At 49.5% G+C, this 16,956-nt stretch carries 18 protein-coding genes and 1 pseudogene; 14 read left to right on the top strand and 5 right to left on the bottom strand.

Annotation, left to right across the window (positions count from 1 at the left end; genetic code table 11):
• The first annotated feature begins 65 nt into the window (after positions 1–65).
• Together NWF35_RS03325 and NWF35_RS03330 are read left to right on the top strand one after the other, a co-directional pair.
• Positions 66–392: a YtrH family sporulation protein gene (locus NWF35_RS03325; protein WP_301237689.1), complete on the top strand. Its 327-nt coding sequence runs from the start codon at positions 66–68 to the stop codon at positions 390–392.
• Positions 392–913 carry a sporulation membrane protein YtrI gene (locus tag NWF35_RS03330; protein ID WP_301237662.1) on the top strand — a complete coding sequence of 174 codons (522 nt, stop codon included), beginning with the start codon at positions 392–394 and terminating at the stop codon, positions 911–913. The genes NWF35_RS03325 and NWF35_RS03330 overlap by 1 nt, the downstream gene beginning before the upstream one ends.
• Positions 914–965: 52 nt before the next feature.
• Here NWF35_RS03330 and NWF35_RS03335 read toward each other — a convergent pair whose 3' ends face one another.
• The gene (locus tag NWF35_RS03335; protein ID WP_301237663.1) at positions 966–1,847 is read right to left on the bottom strand and encodes a LysR family transcriptional regulator; all 882 of its coding nucleotides are present in this window, start codon (positions 1,845–1,847) and stop codon (positions 966–968) included.
• A 118-nt stretch (positions 1,848–1,965) separates the two neighbouring features.
• On the opposite strand from NWF35_RS03335, the gene NWF35_RS03340 reads away from it, so the two are divergent.
• The 6 genes from NWF35_RS03340 to NWF35_RS03365 all read left to right on the top strand — a co-directional run bounded on the left by NWF35_RS03340 (position 1,966) and on the right by NWF35_RS03365 (position 5,438).
• Positions 1,966–2,916 carry a nucleoside recognition domain-containing protein gene (locus tag NWF35_RS03340; RefSeq protein WP_301237664.1) on the top strand — a complete coding sequence of 317 codons (951 nt, stop codon included), beginning with the start codon at positions 1,966–1,968 and terminating at the stop codon, positions 2,914–2,916.
• 233 nt (positions 2,917–3,149) lie between these two features.
• Positions 3,150–3,923 carry a class I SAM-dependent methyltransferase gene (locus NWF35_RS03345; RefSeq protein ID WP_301237665.1) on the top strand — a complete coding sequence of 258 codons (774 nt, stop codon included), beginning with the start codon at positions 3,150–3,152 and terminating at the stop codon, positions 3,921–3,923.
• Between the two features lie 103 nt (positions 3,924–4,026).
• The gene (locus NWF35_RS03350) at positions 4,027–4,215 is read left to right on the top strand and encodes a YtzJ family protein (RefSeq protein ID WP_301237666.1); all 189 of its coding nucleotides are present in this window, start codon (positions 4,027–4,029) and stop codon (positions 4,213–4,215) included.
• A gap of 87 nt (positions 4,216–4,302) precedes the next feature.
• Positions 4,303–4,680: a YtpI family protein gene (locus NWF35_RS03355; RefSeq protein ID WP_301237667.1), complete on the top strand. Its 378-nt coding sequence runs from the start codon at positions 4,303–4,305 to the stop codon at positions 4,678–4,680.
• A 58-nt stretch (positions 4,681–4,738) separates the two neighbouring features.
• A complete protein-coding gene (locus NWF35_RS03360; protein ID WP_301237668.1) occupies positions 4,739–5,014 on the top strand; it encodes a hypothetical protein in 276 nt (91 codons plus the stop codon).
• 256 nt (positions 5,015–5,270) lie between these two features.
• Positions 5,271–5,438 carry a hypothetical protein gene (locus NWF35_RS03365; RefSeq protein WP_301237669.1) on the top strand — a complete coding sequence of 56 codons (168 nt, stop codon included), beginning with the start codon at positions 5,271–5,273 and terminating at the stop codon, positions 5,436–5,438.
• Positions 5,439–5,659: 221 nt separating this feature from the next.
• Here NWF35_RS03365 and NWF35_RS03370 read toward each other — a convergent pair whose 3' ends face one another.
• From NWF35_RS03370 to NWF35_RS03380, 3 genes are all read right to left on the bottom strand, one after another.
• Positions 5,660–6,973, bottom strand: coding sequence for a DRTGG domain-containing protein (locus NWF35_RS03370; protein WP_301237670.1), 1,314 nt, complete (start codon positions 6,971–6,973; stop codon positions 5,660–5,662).
• A gap of 236 nt (positions 6,974–7,209) precedes the next feature.
• Positions 7,210–7,494, bottom strand: coding sequence for a hypothetical protein (locus NWF35_RS03375; protein ID WP_301237671.1), 285 nt, complete (start codon positions 7,492–7,494; stop codon positions 7,210–7,212).
• 165 nt (positions 7,495–7,659) lie between these two features.
• On the bottom strand, positions 7,660–8,355 hold the full coding sequence (locus NWF35_RS03380) for a metal-dependent hydrolase (RefSeq protein WP_301237672.1): 696 nt from the start codon (positions 8,353–8,355) through the stop codon (positions 7,660–7,662).
• A 306-nt stretch (positions 8,356–8,661) separates the two neighbouring features.
• Here NWF35_RS03380 and NWF35_RS03385 point away from each other — a divergent pair, with 306 nt between their 5' ends.
• Genes NWF35_RS03385 through NWF35_RS03405 form a run of 5 tightly spaced genes read left to right on the top strand, consistent with a single transcriptional unit; the run spans position 8,662 to position 14,393 of the window.
• The gene (locus tag NWF35_RS03385; protein WP_301237673.1) at positions 8,662–10,104 is read left to right on the top strand and encodes a YheC/YheD family endospore coat-associated protein; all 1,443 of its coding nucleotides are present in this window, start codon (positions 8,662–8,664) and stop codon (positions 10,102–10,104) included.
• Entirely contained in the window at positions 10,094–11,218 is a 1,125-nt protein-coding gene (locus NWF35_RS03390; RefSeq protein ID WP_301237674.1) for a YheC/YheD family endospore coat-associated protein, read from the top strand. Before NWF35_RS03385 ends, NWF35_RS03390 begins: the two co-directional genes overlap by 11 nt.
• On the top strand, positions 11,215–12,594 hold the full coding sequence (locus NWF35_RS03395; RefSeq protein WP_301237675.1) for a YheC/YheD family endospore coat-associated protein: 1,380 nt from the start codon (positions 11,215–11,217) through the stop codon (positions 12,592–12,594). Before NWF35_RS03390 ends, NWF35_RS03395 begins: the two co-directional genes overlap by 4 nt.
• Positions 12,595–12,609: 15 nt before the next feature.
• Positions 12,610–13,929 carry a YheC/YheD family endospore coat-associated protein gene (locus NWF35_RS03400; RefSeq protein ID WP_301237676.1) on the top strand — a complete coding sequence of 440 codons (1,320 nt, stop codon included), beginning with the start codon at positions 12,610–12,612 and terminating at the stop codon, positions 13,927–13,929.
• Between the two features lie 5 nt (positions 13,930–13,934).
• Positions 13,935–14,393: a GNAT family N-acetyltransferase gene (locus tag NWF35_RS03405; RefSeq protein WP_301237677.1), complete on the top strand. Its 459-nt coding sequence runs from the start codon at positions 13,935–13,937 to the stop codon at positions 14,391–14,393.
• Positions 14,394–14,464: 71 nt separating this feature from the next.
• On the opposite strand, the gene NWF35_RS03410 is transcribed toward NWF35_RS03405, so the two are convergent.
• The gene (locus NWF35_RS03410; RefSeq protein WP_301237678.1) at positions 14,465–15,148 is read right to left on the bottom strand and encodes a C40 family peptidase; all 684 of its coding nucleotides are present in this window, start codon (positions 15,146–15,148) and stop codon (positions 14,465–14,467) included.
• Positions 15,149–15,423: 275 nt separating this feature from the next.
• Between NWF35_RS03410 and NWF35_RS03415 the strand changes: the two are divergent.
• A pseudogene (locus NWF35_RS03415) lies at positions 15,424–16,956 on the top strand (hypothetical protein); the annotation flags it as partial.

The following is a 16,956-nucleotide window of genomic DNA, read 5'->3' on the forward strand; positions in this document are numbered from 1 at the left end:
CGGGTTGATTCATAAAGTGGTGACAAAAGGACGGGAAAACCATGTACCAAAGGACGGGATCGACCGTGAGCCATTTCATCTCCACGACCGTACTTGATTTTTTCATCGCCTTGGGTGTCGTCCTTGGCGGGGTGCTGCTGGGGGGCATTGGTGCGGTCATGGGCGGAAAACCGCCTATGGACACGATGCTCAACTTGGCGGAGCAACTCAAAATCTGGGCGATGGTGGCCGCGATCGGGGGCACGTTTGACGCCATCCGCACATTTGAAGTCCATATTCTCGAAGGGAAATTGAACCAGGTGATTCAACAGATGGTGTTCATTTTCAGTGCGTTTATCGGCGCCCATGTTGGCACGGTCCTGATCCGCTGGCTCATCCAGGGGAACGGATGATGAGACACCACATAACCGGTCGATTCCGCCTCCATCCGCGCATCTGGGTCGTCTTCATCCTCGGCATCCTGATTGGTGCCACTGGCATGCTGGTCTATCTGGGGGAAAAATTGGACAGTTTTTACCTGGAACGAGATGCCATGTACTATGCCAACAACCAAAAGCAAAAGGAAATCTTACGTCTCAAAACCGAACTGGACCGGCTGACACACGAAGAATCGAAACGCAGGGAAGCCGCTGGCAAGATTCGCAAAATCCAGGTGGAAGTGTTGACACCGCAACGTTTCGGGCAAGAAACGATCAAAGCCGAAGTGGAGAAATTATTACAACCGTTCGTGGGTAAATCGATCGAATGGCTGGGGCGCAACCCGGATTTGTTGGACTCCGTCCTGCAGGGCAGAACGATCCGTTTGTCCGATCCCAAAGCAAGTGCGGTGCAACTCAGTGTCAAATATGTGACACTGGTGGATTCCGACCTGAAAGTCTGGATTGATGCGCGGGATGTTCCCACGGATGAATAATGGGTGTCATGGGGAGAGTACACCTGATCGTTTTGTCCACATCCTGTGGACGTTATTTTTTCTCCTCCAAAGTCAGATTACTTTGTTTCACTGTTTGGATAAACCTTTCAAGCGCGATCGCTGCTTGTGAGTTTTTGTGATAAACGAAAAAAACGGGGGAAATAGAAATGTTTTCGGGTAAGGAATGAACGGTGAATCGATGAAGATGGCCGTTGTGTTGCAAAAAGTGATGGGAAACGATCGAGATTCCTACCCCAGATTCGACATAGGACAAGATAGCTTCGAGCGAATCCAAAACCATGATCCTATTGGTGTGGTATCCTTGTTCATTCATCCAAGTTATCAACCTGTTTCTATATGAGCAACCCTCCTCAAAAACCAACAGATATTTTTTGCGAGCTTCTGATAAGCTGAGAGGTTCGTTTTTGGAAGAAATCATGACCAATTTTTCCTCAAAAATAGGCTTCTGTATCAAGTGCGGATGGTCAATCGCCGAACTTACAAATGCTCCATCCAACCGAAAATCCAAAACATACTCAATTAACCTCTTTGACGAGTTTATCATCAAACTCAAGTTCACATCAGGATACTCTTTGCAAAAACGAGAGATTGAACTCGGCAACCTCGTAACCGCTACGGATTCAATGGCTCCGATTTGAAGTGAGCCCATCAGTGTGTCGGTCTCCATAACCGCTTCTTTTGTCTCTTCAATTAAGTCAAAGATTCTTTCTGTATATTGCAGAAGAATTTTCCCCTTTGGTGTCAATGTCACGCCTTTGGCATGCCTGTAAAACAGTTGGGTTTTCAGCTGTCTTTCCAAGTGCTTGATTCGAGATGTAACGTTTGATTGTACATAATTCAGTTTTCTAGCTGCTTTCGAAATACTCCCTTCTTTGGCAGTGACATAAAAAATTTGGAGATCACTTATTTCCATAAAGACTCCCCTATAAGAAAAAGTGATACCTTAGTATCAATATTAAGAATTATCGATGTTCAATGAGGTGGTGGTAAGATTAGGATACAAAGACGTCTAACAAGGCGGTAATGTGAATATGAGCTCAATAGCATGGAAAAAAGGCTTAAAGTCCGGTATTCATACATCTTGGACTTTGGGAAAAGTCATATTTACAGTAACACTCTTGGTCAATATTCTTCAATATACCACGGTAATCAAAAATTTGTCCCAAGCATTAACACCCGCCATGAAATGGATCGGATTGCCTGGAGAAGCGACAATCCCCCTGATCCTTGGTAATTTGATTAACTTGTATGCAGGAATCGGGGCGATTTTATCAATTTCCCTAACGAAGAAAGAGGTGTTTATTTTAGCCGTCATGCTCAGTTTTTCTCATAATTTAGTTTTAGAGTCCGTCATCTGCAGAAAAATCGGGGTGAATCCCGTACTCATCTCCTTCTTTCGAATATTCACAGCCATTTTATTCGGATGGATTGTTCATATCAACTGGAATGGCAGTAATTCCCAGGCTCAATACGCCTTTATCAAGACGAAACCTGCAATTCCGAATGGATGGACCGAAATCTTTACACAAGGGCTAAAGGCAGCTACCTTCAACACTTTACAATTTTGCCTCATTGCCATTCCTTTGTTGGTAATGATTCGAGTATTACATGATATGAATTTGATTCATCGGTTTACCAGATGGACCAGTTTCTTTATTGAAACGCTTGGCATTGAAAAACGAACAAATCTTACAATCACCAGCGGACTATTGTTCGGACTCATGTTTGGTGCCGGAATGATGATTCAACAGGTAAAGGAGAGGGCATTCAAAAAGAGGGACCTTATAATCATGATGATTTTATTATCTCTCTGCCATGCAGTGGTCGAAGATACGATTGCCTTTATTCCCTTAAACACGTACCTTGTCCCCATGATCATCATTAGATTTGGAGGGGCTATGGTTATTTCCCTCGTCGTTGCCCGCATACTGCAGCCAAAACCACAATCAGAAGGGATACATAAGGAGGAAAGAATCGGTTAGACAACGGATCAAGTTCGTTCTATCACAGCTTTGGGATCTCCTCGAATCGTTTCTTTTCCATGGTGATAACTTGCCCTTTTGACCTGGAAGGGGTACTGAATGTTGGAAAATCATATAGTTTGGAGCGATAAAATCATTACGAGTAAATGATATTAGGAGCGTTATATCCAGAAAATAATTATAATAGATAAAAAAGCGCCATTTCTTATTCGTACGACAAAGGATGAAAAGGGATGACGGAAATGGAAGTGGATTTCGGCAAGACCTCCCAAGATTACGTAAATTACCGCGCGGGGTATCCGGAAGCGTTGTTTCTTCGCCTGAAAACCTATGGAATCGGTCAAGCTGGACAAACCATCCTGGATATCGGCACGGGCACGGGATACTTGGCCCGGCCCCTGGCCAAACAAGGAGCAAAAGTGACAGGAATGGATCCTTCCGCCCAAATGTTAGCCGCGGCTGCACAATTGGACCGGGAACAGAATATCACCATCAGTTATGTTCAGGGGAGAGCGGAAAATCTACCTTTTCCGGCCCATTTCTTTCATGTCGTGACAGCAGGTCAGTGCTGGCATTGGTTTGATAGGGATCAGGCCGCTCGGGAAGTGTACCGAGTACTTCAACCCGAAGGAAAAGTTGCCATCGTTCATTTCGACTGGCTACCGCTTCCGGGAAACGTCGTTTCCGTCACCGAACAGTTGATTCTACGTTATAACCCCAAATGGAAAGGCGGCGGTGGGACGGGTATTTACCCCCAATGGTTGACAGACCTGTCGAAATCCGGATTTCAAGATATAGAATCGTTTTCGTTCGATGTAAACGTGCGTTACACACATGAAAGTTGGAGAGGGAGAATCCGTGCCAGCGCCGGAGTGGGTGCCAGTTTGCCTCCCGAGCTAGTGGATGCCTTTGACGCTGAATTACAAAAAATATTAACGGCTTCCTACCCTGACCCGCTCATGATCCCTCATCGTGTGTTTGCCGTCATCGGGACCAAAAAAGTATGAGGAGCTAAGCTGATCTGACAATGCTGTGACCGGTTGACAAAACGTGTCGCAAATCTTTTCATTTTAGGGTATGATGAAACATAGAAGGAAAGGGGGAACCACCATGATCATCAATCGTAAACATTTGGCCAAAGCCAAATTGGAAAAGATTAAAAAGGGCTATTCCGCATACGCGGAAACTGAAGAAGTGGCCCAATGGATCGAAAAAGAATTGGCCAACATGGATATTCCGGTTCATATCGACCGCACACCGCATGGGTACTGGTTCATCCCTGAAAAACAGGAAGGCTGACGGAAACATCCACAAGTTTCGCCTCCACCTGTCTTGGTGGCGGCGTTCTATTGTGTACATATTCTTGTTGTTTTGTAGGAGGATGTCATGAAAACGCTTTTGTTGTTCTTCGTCGCCATCGTCATTGTGACGGCGATCCTTGTCTTCATCAACAACTTGGCTGCTCGCCGGGCGGAAGGAAACCGACGCGGTTTTCACCAAGCCAAGATGAACATCAGCATGGGGGTCATGTTTCTCGCCATCGCCGGCTTGCATTTCGCCACTCCAGGCGGTACGTGGTTGCGCACCTTGTTGAACACGTTGATCCTGGTTATCGGCTTGATTAATTTGTATTATGGGATCAAACATTACCGCCATTTTCGCACGCTGTTGAATCAGGAGGGCGATATTGCGGAAACAACCAAAACCAAAGACGACAGCGGTGACCATGACACCAACAACGAAACCGATCCCGCACGTGGATAACGAACGGCTTTTGACCAGCCGTTTTTTCTTTTCAGCTTCATTTTTAGGAGGGATGATCTTGAGCAGTTTGCTCCTGTTGGTCGGCATCCTCGTCTTTGTGATCGCTTTTGTCCTGCTGATCCGGCTCTTTTTCAAGTTCCGCCGGGCGGAAGGGGCCGAAAAACAGATGACCCAGGGACAATTTTTCGTCTATATCGGCATGATTTTCCTTTCTATGTCTTTGATCGAAGCGGTCACCAACGACGGTCATCCGTGGCTGAAACTGGCCTTGGGTGTGAGTTGCTTGTTGGATGGTATTCGACGGGTTCGGGCCTCAAAAAGGACGTCGATGTGAGTGAATTCAGCCGCTGGTAGCGGCTTATTTCCTGCCAACATATAATATAAGTGGGACGATACACCGAGTAATGAATGGGTTTGCTGCCAGTTCAATCAGTACACACAGCAGTTTTTCAAATTCTTTCTCCCCGCGATCCCGCCAATATTGTTCACTCCTCATAAAAAAGGGTGATCATTTTTCAGCGAAGTCCCGATCGCCAGATTGATCACACATATCAGAAAAATACTGAAAAAAAGTGAGGCACTCGGATCACATGTTTGAGATTCTTACTTCAATCTTTCAGTTGGTTAGTTTTCTTGTTTTCATCGGCATTCCCATCGCCTTCATCTGGTTCATCGTCTGGATGGTGAAAAAAGTGAATCGAATCGAAACGCATTTGGAGACAATCGCCAAGATCAAGGAAAAAGAGACGGATGATTGAATGAACTTCAGTGGAAATACGGGTCCTATATCAGGGGGGCTTATTCCGGCGTGTATTGATTCGTTACTCTCAAAACCGTTAGCAGAAAAAATATTATTGGGAGCTTACGCGAAAAAACGGGAGCCGCTTTCCCCCTGGCTCTCTGACCAACCCGCTACTGCGCAAGCGTGGGAATACCGGCTCCCGTGACAAGTCAGCATGGATTTCCATTAGGAGATTCATCACCGTTCAAACACCTGCGCCGACACCAACGCTTTGGAAACCAATTGCTCCTCGTGGTAAACTTCCATATCCACTTTGGCGAACTTGCGTCCCATCTCCAATATGCGTGGAACGAGCTGAATTTCGCTCTCCAACTGTACTGGCTTTAACAGATAGATTGTCAGGGTTTCCGGCACCAGATCGCTGCGCCGCTGGCGACGTAGGACGCGGTTCGCCGCTTCCGTGATCAGAGCGGTCAGCACACCGGTACTGAGCGTTCCCAGCGAATCCGTCATCTGTGGCGTCACCATTCCTCGAAACGCCACCTGGCCGTTTTTTTCCCGCACTTCGCTGAACCCCTGGAAAATCAGATCGTGGATCGTTTCCCCCACTTGCGGCTGTTTGGACATATATTGCAGCGATTTAATTACATCCTGGCGGCTGATCACACCCAACAGCTTGCGCTGTTCGTTGACCACAGGCAACAGTTCAATCCCTTCCCATACCATCTCGTGAGCCGCCGATGCCAACGAGGTTTTCGGCGTCACGGTGATGGGATATTTGGTCATTACCTTCTCCAGCCGCTCTTTTGGATCGTGCCCCATCACATCTTTGGTGGTCACCATGCCGACTACTCTGTTTCCGTCGTCCACAACTGGATAACGACTGTGCCCCGTCTGTTGCACCATCTCGTGGAATCGTGTCACTTGGTCGTCCATATGCAGAGCAACCGGCTTGCGCTCCGGGGACAACATATCTTCCACCAACAGGATTTCCTTTTTGATCAAACGGTCGTCGATCGCGCGGTTGATCATTGACGCCACGGTGAACGTATCATAACTGCAGGAGATGACGGGCAGCTCCAGCTCGTCGGCCAACGCCTTCACTTCATCCGTCGTATCGAAGCCGCCTGTGATCAATACTGCGGCGCCACGCTGAAGGGAGATGCGGTGTACATTGTCCCGGTTTCCTACGATCAACAGGTTGCCCGGTTCCACGTACCGCATCATCGCCTCCAGTTTCATCGCACCGATCACGAACCGGTTCAGGGTTTTGTGCAATCCGCCCCGACCGCCCAACACTTGGCCGTCAACGATATTGACCACTTCCGCAAACGTGAGTCGTTCGATATCCGAACGCTGTTTTTTCTCGATCCGAACCGTGCCGACGCGTTCGATCGTGTTGACCAGTCCCTGAACCTCGGCGTCCTTGATCGCTCGATACGCCGTCCCTTCGCTGACCCCCAGCGTCTGGGCGATCTGACGGACGGAGATTTTGTGGCCGACCTCCAATTGCTCGATATATTTTAAAATTTGCTCATGTTTGGTGGGCATACGAATCCCTTCTTTCCCCCAAATTGTTGATCCTGTTATATAACATTATACACCAAATAAGATACAGTCCAAAAAAAGAAAAGGAGAGTCTCGACTCTCCTTTATCTCTCTACCAAGTAACAGCTTTCGTTTCAAACTGAAACACGATACATCCCTCAACATTGGCGTGCAATTTTTCCGCCGGTTTCCAACATCGTTCAACAGTTGTTTGCTGGAATATGTTTCACCAACCTGTCCTATCCCATACGCCGCTTCTGTCTGCCCGACAGACGGGGGTTCCATGTCCGCTGTGCTTCCAGCCACCGTTGTCTCCGCTCCCGCTCTTCCCGCCGTTCGCGCTCCCGCTCTGTCCGCCAGGCCATCCAACCGTGGGCCGCCGCGACGAGCACGGCCAAGGACGTCCACAATACGGCAAACCATGAACCCCATCCCCACTCGGCGGAAAACGGCAGACGGGGAATCGCCAGCAACATCATCGTCAACGTCAACACCAGCGATAAGCCGTGCTTGTTCCGCAACATGCACCATCCCTCCCGCACACCGTTGTTACATTTTACGTACAGGCCTCGGACGAAATGCAAAAAAAAAGAGACGGTGTGGCTCCGTCTCAATGAAGGGGGTTTTCATCCTGTTTTTTATCGTAATAGAAGTAGATTACAGTCAGGTTACATCGCATTTACATTTTTTTATCGAGTGAGATCGATCGATTCCCCGCTTTGCAGGATGACACCCCGGATGCCTTTCTTCTCCAACCGTTTCACAAAAGCGTCGGCATCCTGCTCAATCAACGGGAAGGTGTTGTAATGCATGGGAATTACACGTTTGGCACCCACCCATTCGGCCGCCAACAACGCATCTTCGGGTCCCATCGTAAAATTGTCCCCGATCGGCAGCATGGCCACATCTACTTCATGTTGCATACCGATCAGTTTCATGTCGGAGAACAAACCGGTATCTCCCGCATGGTAGATGGTATAGTCCCCCATGGTGACGATCAGGCCGGCTGGCATGCCGAGATAGATAATTTCCTGCTTATCTTCACGGATAAAGCCGGAGCCGTGGAAAGCAGGCGTCAATTTCACGCGACCGAAATCAAACGTATGACCTCCGCCGATGTGCAAGGGATGCACCTTGGCTCCTTGCCATCCAAACCATGTGGCTAACTCGAACGGTGCAATAATCGTGGCGTTGTTTTCCTTGGCGATTTGGAGGGCGTCGCCGACATGATCCCCGTGCCCGTGGGTCAGCAGAATGGCATCCACGCGGATGTCTTCCGGTTTGGCTGTCGCTTTCGGGTTGCCCGTCAGGAACGGATCGATGATCACGCGTTTGCCGTCATGTTCCAGCTCGAAACAGCTGTGCCCGTGAAACAGGATTTTCACTGTGATGCTCCCTCCCGATCTTTTCTGGTTTTGAGCGTGTCCAGTAAATACGGGTCGCATCGCCCTATCCCGGCTTGCTCCACCTGCACCCTGCACGAAGTCAACCGGGGCGGGAAGTATTGACACCTGATGAATGATTGACCGGACACGCACTCGTCACTTCACTATCATTGTAACGTGTTTGCCGTAAGAGACAAAGTCCCTCCCCGCACGTGCAGGCTGTTCGATAGGCAAGCCCCTTTTTTTCACCTGCATATACATGCCTACATACGATACATTAGCCAAATATAGCGGAAGGGGATCGTCATGGGGCAACATCGCGTACAAATTCAAATCGTGCCGAACCGATACTTTCCCCCGCAAATGAACATGGTCATCAGCCGTCATCTGGCCCGAAAGCTCCATCTGCAGCAGCACACCATATGGACCGCCTTCGGTTCGGCTGCCGGAACAGGTCTCGTCGCATTGACCCAAACGCAAAGCCCTCTGATTCGCATCAGCGCTTCGCTGGCGCATCACCTCCACCTGACACAGCAACTGTCCATCAACGCGCGATATGATCCGAAGGGGCGCGTGTTACGATTCGGACCCATTCTCGGCATCCTGATCAACCAAGACGTACAGGAAAACGAAATTGACCAGCCTTTCGGGGCGATGACCCGCTTCCTGGAAGAATGCATCCTCGCCGGCAAAAATCGCGGTGTTGTGGTGAGCGTTCTCCGACCGGAAGAAATCCTCTTGGAGAACAAAACGGTTCAGGGATGGGTTTATGAGCAAAATCAGTGGCAAAAGGTGTTGCTTCCACTGCCAGATGTGGTGTACAACCGGATCACGTCCCGCCGTATCGAAGCGCAACCAAAACTGCAACAAAAAATCCAGCAACTGCGCAATCTGCATCATATCTCCATTTTCAACGAGCGTTTTCTGGACAAACAACAAGTGTACGACATTTTAAAACGGGATCCAGAAATTCGGGCCATGTTGCCTGAAACTTATCCGTTTTCCCCCAATATCTTGCGGATCATGTTGATGAAATACCCCTGTCTGTACTTGAAGCCGACCAATGGCAGCCTGGGAAACGGCATTATTCGCGTCACCAACCATGGTGGGGGCGTCACGTGCCAATACACCTCTGCGACGCGCAACCTGACGCATACGGTACGTTCCGTCCCGGAAGCGGTGAAGCGATTGCAACGACGTATCAGACGGTCTCCTTACATCATTCAACAGGGACTGACGCTGGTCAGAGAGAATGGGCGCCCAATCGATTTCCGCGTCTTAGTGCAAAAGAATATTCACGGCGAATGGGCGGTCACGTCCACCGTGGGACGCGTCGCCAACGATCAGGACATCGTGTCCAATCTTGCTCGGGGCGGCACATTGCGCAAAGCAGAAGAAGTGCTGCTGAGCCTGCAGGTGCCCCACAAGCCGACCCCCGCACAGCTTCGCGCCAAAGCCATACAGATCGCCCAGACATTTGAGCAGTTGTCCGACGGTCATTACGCAGAACTGGGAATCGACCTGGCGATGGACATCCAGGGCAAACTGTGGTTACTGGAGATCAATTCCAAGCCATCCAAGACAGACGATACGGTAACGAATCCCACTTTGGCCACCCGGCCATCCGTCTCCCGACTGATTGATTACACTTGCCACCTCTGCGGTTTGGTTCCTTCAGCGAAGAGGCGACGTAATATCAAGCATAGACGCAAATCAAACCTGTCAGGAGGAAAGCCCGATGAGCGGTGATCAGGACAAAACGCCCACACTGGGGATCACCGTTTGTAAGACACGCGGAACCCCGCCTTTCCATGAAACCGCCTATTTCAAACAATTGACCTTGGAAGGTCAGCAGGTAGGAATACGGGTTATCGTCTTTTGCCCCAAAGAGGTCGACTGGGAGCGACGTTCCGTTTCCGCCTGGCAGTATTCCACCCGGCGCGGGCAATGGATCGCTTCAAGCTTCCCACTTCCCCTCTTGATTTACGATCGGTGTTACTATACCAACACTCGTCACTATCTGGACTACAAACCCCACGTTAACAAGCTGGTTAACGATCCTCTAATCCGTCTATTGGGGAGGCCGCTGGGCGGAAAATGGCAAACCTATGCGTTTCTGGCTGAAGATCCCGATCTTCGACCTCATCTCCCGGAAACCCGACGTCTTACGACCATGCAGGATTTATACACGATCCTACGGCGCTACCGTTCCGCTGTGATCAAACCCAACGGCGGCAGTCACGGTAGAGGAGTGGCGGCCATCCTTCCCGGAAAAGATGGTATTCGCGTGCGCGGTCGCACACGCGACAACCGGACATTTGATCACCATTTGGTCAACCGCTCCCAAATGGAGCAGTGGATATCCCGATTCACTCACGGCTCCCGTTATGTTGTTCAACCGTATCTGCCGCTGTATACCACGGATGGCCGACCGTTCGACATCCGGATCCTGATGCAAAAAAGTGAAAGAGGAGAATGGGTCCAAACCGGAATGGCTGTCCGCATGGGCAAACCACAAACACTGACGTCCAATCTTCACGGGGGAGGGAAAGCCGTTAGGGCCGAATGGTTTTTCTCCCGCCAATACACACCGGAACTTCGGATAGATATCCTCGAAAAACTGCAATGGTTGTCTACGCAAGTTCCAATGCGGATCGAGTCTAGACATGGTCGCATGGTGGAAGTGGGCTTGGACGTCGGTGTCGATCCCCAGGGCCGTGTCTGGCTGTTGGAGGTCAATTCCAAGCCGGGACGGAGCGTATTTATGTTGACCGGTGAGAAAGAAGTCCGCCGTCGTTCCATTGAGTTGCCGATGCGATATGCCCGGGCTCTGTTGGACGGGCAAGTAGGAGGGTCACTATGAGTTCCATTATTTGCCGCATACTTCCTTTATCAAATGCCCCAACCAATACCGTCATCCTCACAAAACCGCTGATGGAAGAATGGGGATGCCAAAACGGACAATCCGTCAAAATTTCGTTGGGAAACAAAATGCTGATCACCCACGTGGTCAGCATTAGGAGGCGTGAACCGATTATTTATCTTCCCGTTGCAACAGCCCGACAGCTCAGTATTCCTTACTTTGGCGAGGTACGGGTCTCATTCCAAAATCGGTGCATCAAACTGGGACCGGTCCTCGCCATACTGACAACCGGTTTTACTGGCTCCACCGATTCACCGTTTGGCATCCGATCACACTTGTTTCGCAACTTCCTCGTCGCCGGACAGGATGAAAAACCATATTTTTATGTTTTCACTCCTGAAATGATAGATTGGCAGCGCCACGTGATCAACGGTTGGTTCATTCGAAAAGACAAGACAGGGCATTTTCACTGGGAACGTCTGACGGCTCCTTTCCCCGACGTGGTCTACGAACGCGTACCTAATCGCAAAACCGAATCGTTACCTCACGTCAAACAATGCCTCAACCGGTTGAAATCGTTGACCGATTGCCAGGTTTTCAACCAAGGATTTTTCAACAAATGGTCCATCCACGAATTGCTCCACAATCACCCGCTAACCGCTGCATTCATCCCCGAATCCGCACTTTGCCCTTCCATCAATAAAATCCAGGAAATGCTGGATCGGCACCAAATGGTCTATCTCAAGCCCAACGGAGGCAGCCTGGGCCTTGGCATCTTTCGCATCACCCAGCATCCGACAGGCGGCTATTATTGCCGGTTTCGCGAAGGGAACAAAAATATTCTGCACCGTTTCCATTCGCTCGATAAGCTGATCCAATATTATTTCGGCAAGCAATTACACCGTTTTGAACGTTATCTAGTGCAACAAGGCATTCGGTTGATCAAGTATGAAGGCCGCCCGGTCGACTTTCGAGTGCATATGCACAAAGACAAATCCGGTCAATGGCAGGTGGTTGGCATCGGTACCAAAGTGGCGGGTTTCGGTAGTGTGACCACCCATGTGCGTACCGGTGGTCAATTGCTTTCGACCTCCACGCTGATGCAAAAGATATTCGGTGAACAGGAGCAATATGTCAAAGAAGCGATCCACGAAGCCTCCATCCGCATCGCTGAAGTGCTGGAGGAGCAGATTGAAGGTCCCCTCGGCGAGTTGGGACTAGACATCGGCGTCGATCGAAATCATCAAGTATGGCTGTTTGAGGTCAACGCCAAGCCGGGACGCCACATTTTTCTCCACCCCGACCTGCGTGATGCCGGCCGCAAATCGGCCCGATACATCACGGAATACAGCCTGAGACTCGCCAATTTCGTGTAGAGAGGATGTTGATCGGTGGCGTTAGCGAATGCTGGTTGGTTTGCATGGCAAAATGCGACCACCCCCGTCGCGTTCATCCCTCATCCGCGGTACTCGCCGAAACCGTTGCCCGAACAATTATCGGTTATTTTGGGAATACGCTGGAAAGCCAAAATTCCCGTCGTACAGAAAAGAACCAGCAGCAGCAACACCCGATACACTCCCGCCTGGATATTACCCACCAGTGATGATGATGAATACAGAGCCGGACCGTTCGTCGCTATCCTCACCTCCGACGGAAATCGCGACTTTCGAGGAAATAAGCGCAATTTTATCGACATTATTCGGATGGGTCGCAAACTCGGGGTGACCGTTTTCGTCGTCACCCCCCGCGGCATCAATCCCTACACTTCCTCCGTTCGAGGTTACCTGCTGGACGATCACGGGGAGAAAATACGCTGGATTCCGGCTACCATGCCCATGCCCAACATCGTATATAACCGCATCCCCAACCGCCTTTCGGAAAAACGACATGAAGAGCAAGACGCGATCCAATTCTTCCTGGATACGCCTGGGATTCAGCTGTTTAACCCCAGTTTCTTCGATAAATGGACGTTGTACGAATATCTGATGAACTCCGATGAGACTCAACCCTTTCTGCCTGAAACGGTTCAATGGAACAACGGAACCGAATGCCGTCAATTATTTCAGCGCCATCCCATTTTGTTTTTGAAACCGGTCGACGGGAAGGCAGGGCTGGATATGATCCGCATCATTCGCAAGCCGAACGGGTATGAAGTCATCCATCAAACGCGAAATGGCAAAAAACGATACCATACGACTCAGTTAAAGTCGTTGTGGCAATTTTTGGAGACCCTGACGTATCACCGAAAATACATTCTACAACAGGGCATTCCCCTGGCTACCTACCGCAACCGCCCATTTGATCTGCGACTGTTGTTGCAAAAAGATGGAACGGGATGTTGGCAAGTCACCGGCCTGGGGATTCGCGTTGCAGGACAGGACGCTATTTCCACGCATGTTCCCATGGGTGGATCCATCGCACCCGCCCCCGAAGTATTGCGGGACGTATTTCGGAACCGCCAATCCGAGATCCAAGAGGCGATTGAGCAGACGGCACTCAAGATCGCCCGCCACATCGAGACGGAAAAACAATGCAACCTGGGGGAAATGTCGATGGATTTGGGCATCGAACAAGACGGGCGATTATGGTTCTTCGAAGCCAATGCCAAACCAATGAAATTCGATGAACCGGACATTCGGCACCTGTCCTTGGCTCGATTGATCCATTATTGCCTCTATCTCAGTGGATTCAAGCAAAGCAAGGAGGCATAACCGCCATGCATGTACAAATGCTCACTCCCAAGCAATTATCTCAACACCACCTCAAAATCCTCTCATTTTTCCGGAAATATGGGGAAAAACGAATCACGCACAAAGCGCTTCGATGGCTTCAACAACTATCGAACGAACAACATCCGGAAGGCACGCTAGCCTCCATCGCCTTTGAAAAAAAACAGATCGTCGGCATCATCGTCTTTGGACGCTACGGATTGGACGAATCGATGATCGCCGTACATCCTGCCTTTCGAAAAAATGGGATTGGGGAAGCCTTGCTCAGGCATGCAATGGACGAACTGGGAAAAGTCTATACCCGCGTTGCCTGCGATAACATCCCTAGCCTTAAATTGTGCTTCTCCTCCGGTTTGGTGGCGTTTCGTCTGTTTCGCGGTCCCACGGGCAAGCCGACCTTATGGCTGGCTGGCGGCAATTGGAACCCCTCGGAAGTGACGAGCTGATCCAAGTTTAGCGAAACGCGATCAAAAACAAAAGCCCTTTGTTCCCAGGGAACAAAGGGCTTGTCCGCGTCTTATCGGATCACGCGACGGGCCGTGACGTACGTCTTGTCCAACCAGGGAGTGCTCATGCTATCGTAACGTACTCCGCCCGGACCATAGGTGTGCAAAATTTTATTATTGCCAGCGTAGATCCCCACGTGACCGATCTTTCCGTCCGAACGACCAGCCGTGAAGAAAACGAGATCGCCTTTTTGCAGTTGGTCCCGCGGCACATACGTACCCACCAGCGCTTGTTCACGGGAAGAACGGGGAAGATTGATGCCGTTCTCTTTGAAAACCGTTTGTACAAACAACGAGCAGTCAAAGTATCTTGTCTGGCCGGACGGCGCTCCATATTTGTAGGGAGTCCCCAGGTATTTTTCCCCGGTTTGAATAATCCGGTCAGCCAAGGAAGCAGTCGAGTTGGTTGGATTCGCTGGTTGAGACGGTTTGTTGTTTCGCGAAACGACTTGAGATTGCTGATTCGTTTGCCGATCGGCAACCGTTTGTTTCTGAGTATTATTTTGAATAAATGTTCCATCTATTCCATATTGATGGAATATTTGTTGGACCACACTGTATGCATTTAAGTTGGACGGCGTTACCGCAGTTTGTTGCGGTGCGGCATGACCGATCCCTGCGGGCAGTGCCATCACCGTCATCAACGATACCGTCACCGACAGAAACGACTTTTTCAACGCTTGTTGAAAACGCATGACATCCTCCTTTTCTCCATCTCCCTTTTTAAGGTTTCAGGCATCACCTAAAATCTTTGTCTATGGTAACATAAATCCCCACGTCATGTTTATGTAATATACTCCATTCATACCTAATGAAAGAAAATATTTGTATAATAATTCAATTTTAATCCTATATCTTCAATATAAGCCTATTGTTGCCACCCATTTTTCGGTTCTCCGGTGTCCATGTTTACCCTTGATGAATACACCTATAGGTGAATGACTCTATAAGCGAAAGGATGGAGAGACGAGTGAGAAAAAAGAAATCCAAAAGCCTCTCCAACAGAAAAATCCAGTCTCGTTTGTTGGAAGGGGAACCGATTTTTCCATCGAGAGAATTCAGCGAACTGGCTGACGAACAGGTGTTGGAGGAAATCATAAAAAAAGAACAGGAAGAAATACTGAAAGCGAGGGAAATGCATAATACGCCGATGGAGTCACCGTCTTACGACGATGACCTGTTGAACCCCGCTCCCAGAAGCGGCGGACCTGCAGCAAAACAAACTGCCCATCAACAAAAAAAACAACGCCTCCATTCCCAATCGTCCAAAGCCTTCATCTACACCGATGATCTTACCGACGGTGCGGTCACTGCAGAAAAAATTGCCCGGCGCGCGATTGACGACTCCAAACTGCAGTACCAGTCCGTCAAGGAAGATCATTTAGCAGACGGTGCGGTCAACACGGCCAAGATTGCCAACGGTGCCGTTACCGGTCCGAAAATTGCATCCGGTGCAATACGGGGATTCCACCTTGCGGAGGATGCCATTACTGGCGACAAAATACGAAAGGAAGCAATTCATGCCGATCACCTAAAGGAAAACAGCGTCACCGGAGATAAGTTAGCTGATCTCAGCATTGACGGGAGAAAACTCAAAGAGCAATCCATCACTTCCAAACACTTGGTCAAGGGCCATGTGGAAACCGACCATCTAGCGGATGAGGCCATCGCTGGAAACAAAATCAAAACCGGCTCAATTGAGTCGCGACAGCTGGCCAACGAATGCATCACCAACGCCAAACTGGCAGACCAATCCGTTTCAACCTCTAAACTGGCCAATTTTTCCGTGACAGCTTCCAAAATCGCGCCCGATGCTGTTCACGGTGAAGCGATTATCGACCAAGCCATCACCAGTAAACATCTGGCCGAAAACGTTGTTACCGAGTTTCACCTGTCTGAGCGTGCCGTCACCCAATCTAAAATCGCGCCCGGTTCGATTACCACAGAGCATTTACAACGGAAAACCGTTTCCAACGAACATATACAAAAAGGTGCCATTCACGCTCATCATTTGGCCGACAACGCTGTAACCCAATCCAAAATCGCACCGCGCTCCATCCAGTCTGATATGGTGGACGATCAGGCCATAAAAAGTAACCACATTCAAAAAGAAAGTATTCATTCGAAACATCTTTACCGTCGATCAATTGAGTCAGACCATCTTCAGGAAGGAATCGTGCAGGAACAACATCTCGCCGAAAATTCTGTCACTGGAGGAAAAATTGCAGATCATTCGATCACCACGTCCAAGTTGTCCCCGGAATCAATCTCCACTGACAAACTGATCGATTATGCCATCAACAGCAATAAATTGGCTGACGGTGCAGTTATATCTGGCAAAATCGCACCGCAAGCCGTGGTTTCCGACCATCTCACACCCGGATCCATCTCCGGTTCCCACATCCAAGATCAAGCTGTCAGTACCCAACATCTCGCACCTGATACCGTTCAATCCCACCACATTCAAGCCGGAACCGTCGGTCGGGATCACCTCGCCGATCAA

The sequence above is a fragment of the Polycladomyces subterraneus genome, from assembly GCF_030433435.1.
GTDB lineage: Bacteria > Bacillota > Bacilli > Thermoactinomycetales > JIR-001 > Polycladomyces > Polycladomyces subterraneus.

What these genes read in the sequence shown, in the direction of transcription:
- NWF35_RS03350 (WP_301237666.1), top strand. Translation starts at nt 4,027, where the DNA reads ATGATCATCAATCGTAAACATTTGGCCAAAGCCAAATTGGAAAAGATT.
- NWF35_RS03365 (WP_301237669.1), top strand. Translation starts at nt 5,271, where the DNA reads ATGTTTGAGATTCTTACTTCAATCTTTCAGTTGGTTAGTTTTCTTGTT.
- NWF35_RS03405 (WP_301237677.1), top strand. Translation starts at nt 13,935, where the DNA reads ATGCATGTACAAATGCTCACTCCCAAGCAATTATCTCAACACCACCTC.
- NWF35_RS03330 (WP_301237662.1), top strand. Translation starts at nt 392, where the DNA reads ATGAGACACCACATAACCGGTCGATTCCGCCTCCATCCGCGCATCTGG.
- NWF35_RS03370 (WP_301237670.1), bottom strand. Translation starts at nt 6,973, where the DNA reads ATGCCCACCAAACATGAGCAAATTTTAAAATATATCGAGCAATTGGAG.
- NWF35_RS03355 (WP_301237667.1), top strand. Translation starts at nt 4,303, where the DNA reads ATGAAAACGCTTTTGTTGTTCTTCGTCGCCATCGTCATTGTGACGGCG.
- NWF35_RS03375 (WP_301237671.1), bottom strand. Translation starts at nt 7,494, where the DNA reads ATGTTGCGGAACAAGCACGGCTTATCGCTGGTGTTGACGTTGACGATG.
- NWF35_RS03340 (WP_301237664.1), top strand. Translation starts at nt 1,966, where the DNA reads ATGAGCTCAATAGCATGGAAAAAAGGCTTAAAGTCCGGTATTCATACA.
- NWF35_RS03410 (WP_301237678.1), bottom strand. Translation starts at nt 15,148, where the DNA reads ATGCGTTTTCAACAAGCGTTGAAAAAGTCGTTTCTGTCGGTGACGGTA.
- NWF35_RS03335 (WP_301237663.1), bottom strand. Translation starts at nt 1,847, where the DNA reads ATGGAAATAAGTGATCTCCAAATTTTTTATGTCACTGCCAAAGAAGGG.
- NWF35_RS03345 (WP_301237665.1), top strand. Translation starts at nt 3,150, where the DNA reads ATGACGGAAATGGAAGTGGATTTCGGCAAGACCTCCCAAGATTACGTA.
- NWF35_RS03395 (WP_301237675.1), top strand. Translation starts at nt 11,215, where the DNA reads ATGAGTTCCATTATTTGCCGCATACTTCCTTTATCAAATGCCCCAACC.
- NWF35_RS03390 (WP_301237674.1), top strand. Translation starts at nt 10,094, where the DNA reads ATGAGCGGTGATCAGGACAAAACGCCCACACTGGGGATCACCGTTTGT.
- NWF35_RS03385 (WP_301237673.1), top strand. Translation starts at nt 8,662, where the DNA reads ATGGGGCAACATCGCGTACAAATTCAAATCGTGCCGAACCGATACTTT.